The organism is Rhizobium sp. P1_E1 (genome assembly GCF_056406015.1).
This window is the reverse complement of the sequence record NZ_JBFUAY010000155.1, coordinates 1-11,160: the sequence shown is the minus strand read 5'-3', so window position 1 is coordinate 11,160 and position 11,160 is coordinate 1. Positions and strand designations below refer to the sequence as shown.

Annotated in this window: 7 protein-coding genes; 2 read left to right on the top strand and 5 right to left on the bottom strand. The window is 61.9% G+C overall.

Annotation, left to right across the window (positions count from 1 at the left end; all coding sequences use genetic code 11):
* Positions 1–2,892, top strand: a 2,892-nt coding sequence (locus tag AC1D1Z_RS29120) for an ATP-binding protein (protein WP_477852408.1), incomplete at its 5' end; no start/stop codon positions are given.
* A 221-nt stretch (positions 2,893–3,113) separates the two neighbouring features.
* Here the strand turns inward: AC1D1Z_RS29120 and AC1D1Z_RS29115 are convergent.
* Complete coding sequence (locus AC1D1Z_RS29115; RefSeq protein ID WP_477852406.1) at positions 3,114–5,066, bottom strand: acetoacetate--CoA ligase; 1,953 nt, start codon at positions 5,064–5,066, stop codon at positions 3,114–3,116.
* 276 nt (positions 5,067–5,342) lie between these two features.
* On the opposite strand from AC1D1Z_RS29115, the gene AC1D1Z_RS29110 reads away from it, so the two are divergent.
* Complete coding sequence (locus AC1D1Z_RS29110; protein ID WP_128405327.1) at positions 5,343–7,235, top strand: AsmA family protein; 1,893 nt, start codon at positions 5,343–5,345, stop codon at positions 7,233–7,235.
* 89 nt (positions 7,236–7,324) lie between these two features.
* Here AC1D1Z_RS29110 and AC1D1Z_RS29105 read toward each other — a convergent pair whose 3' ends face one another.
* From AC1D1Z_RS29105 to AC1D1Z_RS29090, 4 genes are all read right to left on the bottom strand, one after another.
* Positions 7,325–8,143, bottom strand: coding sequence for an ABC transporter permease (locus AC1D1Z_RS29105; protein WP_128405326.1), 819 nt, complete (start codon positions 8,141–8,143; stop codon positions 7,325–7,327).
* A 3-nt stretch (positions 8,144–8,146) separates the two neighbouring features.
* On the bottom strand, positions 8,147–9,058 hold the full coding sequence (locus tag AC1D1Z_RS29100) for an ABC transporter permease subunit (protein WP_018244859.1): 912 nt from the start codon (positions 9,056–9,058) through the stop codon (positions 8,147–8,149).
* Positions 9,059–9,062: 4 nt separating this feature from the next.
* Positions 9,063–10,205 (bottom strand): ABC transporter ATP-binding protein, encoded by a 1,143-nt coding sequence (locus AC1D1Z_RS29095; protein ID WP_027685945.1) that lies wholly within the window; start codon positions 10,203–10,205, stop codon positions 9,063–9,065.
* A 95-nt stretch (positions 10,206–10,300) separates the two neighbouring features.
* Positions 10,301–11,160: extracellular solute-binding protein (locus tag AC1D1Z_RS29090; protein WP_477852403.1), on the bottom strand; the 860-nt coding region annotated here is incomplete at its 5' end.

Below are 11,160 nucleotides of genomic sequence, written 5' to 3'. Positions count from 1 at the left end.
GGGCTGTATCCTGCCGCGGATGCGAAGCCGGAGAGCGACGAGAGCACGATCGATAGCAGCGCGGCTGAAGCCTACGAGCCCGCCGCGGTCATCGAGGACGATTTGGCCTCCGTTGCCGAGACGGTGGAACCGCCTGTTGAAGCCAGCGAAACGCCTATCGAAGACACGCCGGAAGCGGTCCATGAAGAGCCCGTCATCGCAAAGTCTGTGGTCGCCGACCTGCCCCCGCTTGCGGCTGAGCCCGGCTTTGTCTTCAGGCCGAACAGCCGCGCCACGCGCTTCGTCTGGAAAATCGACGCCGAAGGCCGGTTCAACGAGGTCAGCCACGAATTTGCCGAGGCCGTCGGTCCGCACGCCTCCGACATCATCGGATCTGCCTTCGGCGATGTCGCCGCCCTCTTCAATCTCGATCCTGACGGCAAGCTTTCCGAGGCGCTCGCCCGCCGCGACACGTGGTCGGGCAAGACGATCCTCTGGCCGGTCGAAGGCACCAGCCTCGTCGTTCCGGTCGATCTGGCGGCGCTGCCGACCTATACCCGCAACCGCGACTTCGATGGGTTCCGCGGCTTCGGCGTCGTCCGGCTTTCCGATGCCCAGGAAGATCCGCTGGCGCTCGGTCTGACACTCGGCCCTGATGGTATCGGCCATGACGCAGCGAGCCTCGGCCCACCTGCCGAAACCACTGCCGAGGTGGCAGATGAAGCGGAGACAGCGCTTGAAGAACCGCTGATCGAACCCGCCCTGACGCAAGAGGTCGAGGATCAGGCGCCGCAGACGGAGACAGCGCCGGAAGAGATTGCCACCGAGCAGGTGGCCATCGAGACACCTGCCCAGGAAAGTGCAGCAGAAAAAGCGGAAGGCAGCGTCGATGCCGGCGACGTTTCCGCTGCAGAGCCCGCAGCCGATCTACCGCAAGAGCCGCCGGCGCTTCGCATTTCGGAAACGCCCAATCGCCGTTTCTCCGACAAGATCGTTCAGCTCCACAACAGCGGCGCTGCGCTGACGGCCGCCGAACAGGCCAATTTCCGCGAGATCGCCAAGCGCCTCGAAGCCTTCGGCGCCAGCAAGGACGAGCCTGCCGTTCCGGCGCCGATAGAAACCGCCGTCACCGAAACCGCCGGCTTCGAAAAGGCCTCCGGACCCGAAGAGGTCGAGGCCGAAACACCCATCGCCGAGAAGGCGGAAACACTGTCGCTCGAAGAGGTGGCGGCGCAGGAGGCGATCTTCGAGAATGCCGTCGAGGCGCAGAGCGAAGACGACGGCGCCACCGAAGAGCCTTCAGTCATCGCCGAAGACGAGGCAACGGAAGGGCTCGAGGAGACGGTCAGCCAGATCGAGGTTCTCACAAGCTTCATTCCGCCGCGCGTCAAGATGACGGACGGGCTTTCGGTGGGCACGGTCGACCAGCTGCCTGTTGCCGTGCTCATCCATATCGGCGATGCGCTGATCCATGCCAATCCGGAATTCATGCGGCTGACGGGCTACGATTCGCTCGAGGCATTGCGCGAGGTGGGCGGCATCGAAGCCCTGCTGCAGCGCCGTGAACTCGAGGAAAAGTCTGTCGGCTCCGGGACCATGATGCTCGTCAAGGCCGATGATACGCTGGCGCCGGTAACCGCGCGGCTACAATCGGTGCGCTGGGAAGACGCCAATGCATTGATGCTGGCGTTGATGCCGGTGGAAGGCAAGGAAGATGGCCGTGGCGAAGCAAACCGTTCCGAGGGCCGTTCCGAAGGCCGCCCCGAGCGGATGGTCGAGAAGGTCGCCAAGCTTCAGGTCGAAGTGGAAGAATTGCGCTCGATCCTGGAAACGGCGACCGACGGCGTCGTCGTCATCGGCACCGAGGGCGACATCCGCTCGATGAACCGGTCGGCCAGCGCGCTTTTCAATTACGACGAGCAGGAGACGCGCGGCAAACCCTTCGTCATGCTGTTTGCCCATGAGAGCCAGAAAGCGGTCATCGACTATCTGAACGGCCTCTCCGGCCATGGCGTGGCAAGTGTGCTGAACGACGGGCGTGAAGTGATCGGCCGCGAGGCCGCCGGCGGCTTCGTGCCGCTGTTCATGACGATGGGCCAGCTCACCTCCTCCAACGGCTATTGCGCCGTCATCCGCGATATCACCCAGTGGAAGCGCACCGAGGACGAGTTGCGCAACGCCAAGGGTGCGGCTGAAACCGCCAACGCCCACAAGACCGATTTCCTCGCCCGTGTCAGCCACGAGATCCGCACGCCGCTCAACGCCATCATCGGCTTTTCCGACATGATGGCGGGCGAGCGCTTCGGCCCGATCGGCCATCCGCGTTATATAGAATATGCCAATGACATCGGCCGCTCCGGCCGGCACGTGCTCGACATCGTCAACGACCTGCTCGACATTTCGAAGATCGAAGCGGGCGAGATGGATCTCGATTTCGATGCCGTCGGTCTCAACGAGGCGGTCTCCGAGGCCGTGGCGCTGATACAGCCGCAGGCGAATGGCCAGCGCGTCATCATCCGCACGGCGCTGTCGCAATCGGTGCCCGATGTCGTGGCCGACCTGCGCTCGATCAAGCAGATTGCCCTGAACATCCTGTCGAACGCCATCCGCTTCACCCCATCAGGCGGGCAGATCGTCGTTTCCACGTCCTATGAGGCCAATGGCAGCGTCGTCCTCAGGGTCCGCGATACCGGCATCGGCATGACGCGCAGCGAACTCGACCAGGCGATGAAGCCGTTCCGGCAGGTCTCCTCGACCCAATCGCGCCATCGCGGCGACGGCACCGGGCTCGGCCTGCCGCTGACCAAGGCGATGGTGGATGCCAACCGGGCAACGTTCTCGATCAATTCGACGCCGAACGAGGGCACGCTCGTCGAGATCACCTTCCCGTCGCAGCGGGTGCTGGCCGGCTGATCGGAGCACAAAGAAAAGGCAGCCAGAGGCTGCCTAGAATTTGGTGCTGTTCAACAAGAGCTCAGTCGATCAACGTCATGTTTCGGAGGCTAGAAAGCCCCAGGCCGCCTCGTTCATGTGCGACCCCCAAGATGGCTTCACCTTTGACAAACCTTTCTTAACGAAAGGTTTCCATGACAGGAGATTGATAGAGGGTGAAAGCTTGTAGTTTCCGATCGCTGTCAATCCTTCAGTTCGCTTAGCCCGGCGAAGAGCCGCAGCGCCTCGGGATTGGCAAGCGCTTCCTGGTTCTTCACCGGCCGGCCGTGAACGACCTCGCGCACGGCAAGCTCGACGATCTTGCCGGATTTGGTGCGGGGAATATCAGCAACCGCGATGATCTTCGCCGGCACGTGCCGCGGCGAGGCGCCGGTGCGAACACGCGTCTTGATCGCCTTGACGAGATCCTCCGTCAGCGTCACACCGGGGGCAAGGCGAACGAAGAGGATGACGCGCACGTCGTCGTCCCACTCCTGGCCGATGCAGAGCGCCTCGGCCACCTCCTCCATCTGCTCGACCTGATTGTAGATCTCCGCCGTGCCGATGCGAACGCCGCCAGGATTGAGCGTCGCATCCGAACGCCCGTGGATCACAAGGCCGCCATGCTCCGTCCATTCGGCGAAGTCGCCGTGACACCAGACGTTGTCGAAGCGGTCGAAATAGGCGGCGCGATATTTGGCGCCATCGGGATCGTTCCAGAACATTACCGGCATCGACGGGAAGGCCTTGGTGCAGACGAGCTCACCCTTCTCCCCGCGCACCGGCTTGCCATCATCGTTCCACACGTCGACGGCAAGGCCGAGGCCGGCCCCCTGGATCTCGCCGCGCCAGACCGGCTGCAGCGGATTGCCGAGCACGAAGCAGGAGACGATATCGGTGCCGCCTGAGATCGAGGCGAGCTGCACGTCTTCCTTGATGCCCTCATAGACGAAGGTGAACCCCTCAGGCGACAGGGGCGAACCGGTGGAAGTCATCAGCCGCAGGCTGGAAAGATCGTGACTTGCGCGCGGCGTCAGCCCGCCCTTGCGCACCGCGTCGATATATTTCGCCGAAGTGCCGAAGATGGCGAATTTTTCGGCCTCGGCATAGTCGAACAGCACGTTGCCATCGGGGGCGAAGGGCGAGCCGTCGAACAGGCAGAGCGTTGCGCCGCTGGCGAGACCGCTGACCAGCCAGTTCCACATCATCCAGCCGCAGGTGGTGAAGTAGAACAGCTTCTCGCCCGCCTGCAGGCCGCAATGCAGCCGCTGCTCCTTCAGATGCTGCAGCAGCGTGCCGCCGGCCGAATGCACGATGCATTTCGGCACGCCTGTCGTGCCTGACGAAAAGAGGATGTAAAGCGGATGCGCGAAGCCAAGCCGCGTGAACTCGACTTCCCGTGCCGCATAGGGCGCGACAAAGGCTTCAAGCGTTGAAGCCCCCGGCGTCTTGCGCGCCACTGCCTCCGCATCGCCGGCGTAGTGGACAATGATGGAGGGAACACCCAGGTTTTTTGTGACAGTGGCGACTTTGGCGCCGACATCCTGCAGCTTGCCGGAATACCAGTAGGCATCGCAGGCGATGAACAGCCTCGGGCCGATCTGGCCGAAACGGTCGAGCACACCCTGCTCGCCGAAATCAGGCGAACAGGACGACCATATGGCGCCGATCGAGGCGGCGGCGAGCATGGCGGCGACGGTCTCCGGCATATTCGGCATCATGGCGGCGATGCGGTCGCCCTTGCCGATGCCGAGTGCTGAGAAGGCCTGCTGCAGCTTCGAGACCAGCGCGCGCAGCCGGTCCCACGACCAGCGGTCCTCGGCCTTATCCTCGCCGCGGAAGATGATCGCATCGCCGTCACCGCGACCAGACAGAAGGTTTTCGGCGAAGTTCAGCGTCGCATCGGGAAAGAAGCGGGCGTCCAGCATGCGATCGCCATTGGCAAGCACCTCTGCGCCGCGCTCTCCCTTCACGCCGCAGAAATCCCAGACGGTCGACCAGAAATTCTCCCGCTCGGCCACCGACCATGCATGCAGATCCTCAAAGCTAGTAAGAGAAAGCCCGAAATCGGCATTGCAGCGTTCTATGAAGGCATGGATCGGGCTTTTTGCAACGGCATCCTCCGAGGGCACCCAAAGTGGTCTGTTATCCTGCATTCAATCCTCCTCCCCAATGCCGTCCTTATATCATGCTGCATTGCATTATAAAGCGCGGAACCGACGCGATCCGTCGCCTGGAGCATGATGCCGAAAAGTGTGAGAGGTTTTCGGACGACATCATGCTCMAATTATTTAATTGAAAGTGCTACAGCGTCCTTTGCGCGTCTGAAAAGACGCGCGGCGCTGTAGGGGATTTGCATATGCCTGATATTTCCTATATCCGGCGAAATCAGCGCATAACGGGATGACCGGCTGAATTTGCCGGCGGAGATCATGAGCACGTCAAGACATCGCAGGTGGCGCAGGAAGATCGGACCCGTTTCGCGCTGGCTTCCGGCCTTCGCCCGCCTGTCGACGGTATTCCTGCTGATCGCGCTTGCGCTTTTCGTGGCGCTCAGGGTCGCCGCACCCTATCTCATCTCGACCGGCTTCGTGCGCTCCGGCATCGAGGACGCGCTGTCGAAATGGACGGGCTACCATGCCGAGATCAAGGGTAGTCCGGTTCTCGAATTCTGGCCGACGCCGCGCATCACACTGAACCAGATCAGCATCCGCCAACCGCGCGAAAGCGGCGATAAGCTGCTCGGTACCATTGAAAGCTTGTCGGCCGATTTCAGCCTCATCGATGCGTTGCGAGGCCGGACGAGCTTCCACGAATTCCATCTGGTGCGCCCCAACCTGGCGCTGACGCGCGACGAGAGAGGGCTGATCGACTGGAGTTATGCCGGCCTGCTCGCACGCGCGATCAACGGCGTAGGCTCCGAAAACGGAGCTGAGGTGCTCGCTCCGGATCTCGATGCCGAGATCGGCGCAGTGACGGTTGAGGACGGCACGCTTGTGGTCACCGACATCAAGTCCGCCAAGACCTATCATTTCGAGAGCGTCACCGCAGATATCGCCTGGCCGAGGCTATCCGGCGCGATCTCGGCGGTCGTCATCGCCCGCATCAATGGCGAGGACCTGAAGGTCGATTTCGCCTCGCGCCAGCCGCTGCTCGCCTTTGCCGGCAGGAATGCCGAGACCCGGACGTCGCTCACATCAAACCTGTTGACCGCGCACTTCCAGGGGATTGCCAGCATCGCCAGCCTTTCGGCCCTTTCCGGCAATATCACCGCCAGCATTCCCGATGTGCCCGCACTGCTGACATGGTCGGGCAAATCGATCCCCGGCATCGCAACGTTGAAGAGCGCTTCGCTGGAATCCGACATCATGTCGTCGGGCAACGGGCTACGCTTCAACAATCTCAGTCTGTCGCTGAACGAAGCGAGTGCCACCGGCGTAATGGACCTTTTCACCCAGCCTGGAAAACGCCCGAAGATCGGCGGTACGCTCGCCTTCGACCAGATGAACCTCAAGCCCTTCCTCGATGCCTTCGCGCTCAGGCTCGCCGCCGGCGAGGCGGAGGAAATCTCCGCCGGCATAAGCGGGCCGCTGCGGGTGCTCGATGTCGACGTCAGGCTTTCGGCACGGCGCGCGCAGATGGGTCTCTTCGAGCTTTCCGACGTTGGCGCCAGCGTGATCGTTGCCGGCGGCGAAGCGAAATTCGATATTGGCGACAGCCAGTTCGAAGGCGGCGAGATGACCGCGCATCTGGAAGCGACGCAGCGCGACTTCGACGGCGGCGGCAAGCTGCAGCTGTCGATCCGCGATGCCGACTTCGCAGCCCTTGCCGAGCGCCTGCAGCTGAAGGGTCCGCTGCCGCTTGCGACAGGATCGCTCGATCTCGACCTACAGTCGCCGAAGGCGATCTGGACGACCGGCCTTACCGACGTCACCGGCAAGCTGCACTTCTGGACCAGGGAAGGCACGATCCCCGGCATTGATGCTGCGGCATTGCGCACCCAAGCAGCCGAAAAGCCGTTCTTTCCGTTGAGCGCGGCAGCAGGCGGCGCCTTCGCTTTCAACCAGCTAAACCTGCAGGCCGATTTCGCCAACGGCTCCGCCGAGATCCATGACGCCCACGTCGCCGGGCCTACACAGACACTGACGCTTTCCGGCATCATCACCTATCATTCGAACGGGCTGGCGCTTTCCGGATCGCTTGAGGCAACCGATCCGGCCAAGGCGGCGGAGCTGCCGCTTCTGCCGTTCTTCATCGGCGGCTCATGGCCGAACCCGGTGATCTCACCGGTTCCACTTTTCGGCAATACACCCCACGCGCAATGAAGCATGTCGCGCAAAAGTGTGCAGCGGTTTTGCGATAACGACATGCGTAAAATAGAGGTCTAAAGCGCGAGGAGCACGCGCTTTAGACCTCACGCGCCGGCGGCGGCCGCGCGCTCGTCCCTCTGTCGCTGCGTTTCGCGGCGCTTGGTGACGATCGAGGCGCAGATGACGCCGAAGGCGACGACACCGATCAGGATCGTGCACACCGCATTGATCTCGGGCGTCACGCCGAGGCGGACCTGGCTGTAGATCCTCATCGGCAGCGTGGTGGCGCCGGGCCCCGACGTGAAGCTCGCAATCACCAGATCGTCAAGCGACAGGGTGAAGGCCAGGATCCAGCCGGAGAGCACGGCTGGCGCGATGATCGGCAGAGTGATCTCGAAGAAGGTGCGCACCGGCGGCGCGCCGAGATCCTGGGCCGCTTCCTCGATCGAATGATCGAAACTCAGCAGGCGCGACTGCACGACGACGGCGACGAAGCACATGGTCAGCGTCGTATGCGCGAGCGTGATCGTCCAGAAGCCACGGTCGAGACCGATCGCCACAAAGAGCAGCAGCAATGACAGGCCGGTGATGACCTCCGGCATGACGAGCGGGGCATAGACCATGCCCGAAAACAGCATCCGGCCGCGAAAGCGCGTGTAGCGCACCAATGTCAAGGCCGCCATCGTGCCGAGGATGGTTGCAAACGTTGCCGACAGCAGCCCGACGCGCAGCGTCACCCAGGCAGCATCGAGCAAGGCCTGATTGCTCATCAACGAGACATACCATTTCGTCGAGAAGCCGCCCCAGACGGTTACGAGTTTGGATTCGTTGAAGGAAAAAATGACGAGAAGCACGATCGGCAGATAGAGGAAGGCGAAGCCGAGTGTGACGGAGACGATGTTGAAACGGGTCCATTTCAGCATGGTTTATTTCCCCCGCTCTTCGGCTTTGGCCTGGACATTCTGGAAGAAGACGATCGGGATGACCAGGATCAGCAACAGGATGGTCGCCACCGCCGAGGAGACTGGCCAGTCGCGATTGGAATTGAACTCGTTCCACAGCGTCTTGCCGATCATCAGCGTCTGCGACCCGCCGAGCAGATCGGGTATGACGAATTCGCCGACGGCGGGGATGAAGACCAGCATACAACCGGCCACCACGCCGGGAATCGACAGCGGGAAGGTGACGCGCCAGAAGGCGGTGATCGGCGGGCAGCCGAGATCCTGGGCGGCTTCGATCAGCGTGCCGTCCATCTTCTCGAGCGCCGAATAAAGCGGCAGCACCATGAAGGGCAGATAGGAATAGACGATGCCGATATAGACGGCGGTATTGGTGTTGAGGATGATCAGCGGCGTATCGATCAGGTGCAGCGACAGCAGCAGCTGGTTGAACAGGCCCTCCGGCTTGAGGATGGCGATCCAGGCGTAGACGCGGATCAGGAAGCTCGTCCAAAAGGGCAGGATGACGAGCATCACCAGCGTCGGCCGCAGGCCACGTGGCGCCTGCGCCATGCCGTAGGCGATCGGATAGGCGATCAGCAGCGTCAGGAAGGTGGAGATCGCGGCGATCACCACGCTCGACACATAGGCGTTGAAATAGAGCGGGTCGTCGGTGAGGTAGGTGTAATTGTCGAGGGAGAATTCGCCGATCTTGCTTAAGAGGCCGGCCCAGCCGTCGGCGAAAGAGAAGACAGGCTCATAGGGCGGCATGGCGATCGCCGTCGTCGACATCGAAATGCGGAAGACGATGAAGAAAGGCGCCAGGAAGAAGAGCAGCAGCCAGGCGTAAGGGATGACGATGACGAGGCGATTGTAGAGGCCGGACGTGAACTTGCCCATGATGTCAATCCTTCAGCAGGACGCCGGCATTCTCGTCGAAGGAGACCCAGACTTCCTGATCGTAGGTGAAGGGGTCGTCGACGGAGCGCTGCGCATTGAGGGACGAGGCCTTGACGACGTTGCCGCTTTGCAATTTCACATGGAAGACGGTCATGTCGCCGAGATAGGCGATATCCCAGAGTTCGCCTTTGGCGGCGTTGACGGACGCATTGGCGGGAGCCGTGCGCCCGACCCGCATCTTTTCCGGCCGGATGGCGAAGCCGACGGCGCTGCCTGCGGAGGGCGTTTCGGCGGCAGCGACACGCACGCTGAAGCCGCTGTCGACTGATATCTCGACGGTGCCGTTGCCCGATGAGGCGACCTTGCCGTCGAAAATGTTCACATCGCCGATGAAATCCGCGACGAAGCGGCAATTCGGCGCCTCGTAGATTTCGGCCGGCGTCGCCACCTGCACGACTTTGCCGTGGCTCATGACGGCGATACGATCGGCCATGGTCATCGCCTCTTCCTGGTCGTGGGTGACGACGACGAAGGTGAGGCCGAGATTCTGCTGCAGGTCCATCAGCTCGAACTGGGTTTCCTCACGCAGCTTCTTGTCGAGCGCGCCGAGCGGTTCGTCGAGCAGCAGCACCTTCGGGCGCTTGGCGAGCGAGCGGGCCAGCGCGACGCGCTGGCGCTGGCCGCCGGAAAGCTGGTTCGGCTTGCGGGAGGCAAATTGCTCCAGCTTGACGAGCTTCAACATCTGCAAGACGCGGTCGGTCATCTCGTCCTTCGCCATGCCGTCCTGTTTCAGGCCGAAGGCGATGTTCTTCTCGACCGTCATGTGCGGGAAAAGCGCATAGGACTGGAACATCATGTTAACGGGACGCCGATAGGGCGGCGTGCCGGCCATGTCGGTGCCGTCCAGCACGATTTCGCCCGAGGTCGGCTGCTCGAAGCCGGCGAGCATGCGCAGAAGCGTCGACTTGCCGCAGCCGGAAGCGCCGAGCAGCGCGAAGAACTCGCGGTGATAGATGTCGAGCGACAGGTTATCGACTGCGGTGAAATCACCGAAACGCTTGGTGACGTTCTTGATTGATATGAAGGGCTTGGCGGACGGATCGGTCCAAGGTGCGAAAGAGCGGCGAATATTGCCTAGAGACTTCATATTGTTCCCCGAAAATACATTCTTTTGCTCCCGGTTTCACCCGGCCGGGATCGTCAAAAAAAGGCCCGGACGTTTCCGTCCGGGCCGTTATTCTATCATTGGCCGGTGACCACGGTGGTCCATAGCCGCGTCACGATCCGTTGCGTCTTCGGATCGAGCGGCGGAACGGTGAAGAGCTTCGCCATCACCTCGGGCGTCGGGTAGATCGCCGTATCGTCAAGGACCTCCTTGTCGAGGAACTGCTGCGAGGCCTTGTTGCCGTTGGCGTAGAAGACGAAGTTCGAGGCCTTGGCGATCACTTCCGGCTTCATCATGTAGTTGATGAATTCATGGGCTTCGGCGACATGCGGCGCATCCTTCGGAATGCCGAAGACGTCGAAGAAGATCTGGGCTCCCTGCGACGGGACCGAGTAGTCGACCTTTACGCCGGCATTGGCTTCCGCTGCACGGTCGCGGGCCTGGAACATGTCGCCGGAATAACCGAGCGCGATGCAGATATCGCCGTTCGCCAGCGCGCTGATATATTCGGACGAATGGAACTTGCGGACGAAGGGACGGACGGCCGTGAGAACCTCCTGCGCCTTCTTGAGATCGGCGGGATCGGTGCTGTTCGGATTGAGCCCGAGATAGGCGAGTACTGAGGGCACGACGTCGGTCGGGGAATCCAGCATATAGATGCCGCAATCCTTGAGTTTGGCCGCTTTCGCCGGATCGAACAGCGCGTCCCAATTGGGCTTGTCGTCGGTGCCGAGGGCAGCCTTGACCTTGTCGACATTATAGCCGATGCCCGTCGTGCCCCACATGTAGTCGACGCTGTATTCATTGCCGGGGTCGAAGGACGCCACGCCCTTCATGATGACGTCCCACATATTGACCAGGTTCGGCAGCTTCGACTTGTCGAGCTTCTGGTAGACGCCGGCGGCGATCTGGCGCTGCATGAAGGATACTGTGGGGA

What these genes read in the sequence shown, in the direction of transcription:
- AC1D1Z_RS29115 (WP_477852406.1), bottom strand. Translation starts at nt 5,066, where the DNA reads ATGCAGGATAACAGACCACTTTGGGTGCCCTCGGAGGATGCCGTTGCA.
- AC1D1Z_RS29110 (WP_128405327.1), top strand. Translation starts at nt 5,343, where the DNA reads ATGAGCACGTCAAGACATCGCAGGTGGCGCAGGAAGATCGGACCCGTT.
- AC1D1Z_RS29105 (WP_128405326.1), bottom strand. Translation starts at nt 8,143, where the DNA reads ATGCTGAAATGGACCCGTTTCAACATCGTCTCCGTCACACTCGGCTTC.
- AC1D1Z_RS29100 (WP_018244859.1), bottom strand. Translation starts at nt 9,058, where the DNA reads ATGGGCAAGTTCACGTCCGGCCTCTACAATCGCCTCGTCATCGTCATC.
- AC1D1Z_RS29095 (WP_027685945.1), bottom strand. Translation starts at nt 10,205, where the DNA reads ATGAAGTCTCTAGGCAATATTCGCCGCTCTTTCGCACCTTGGACCGAT.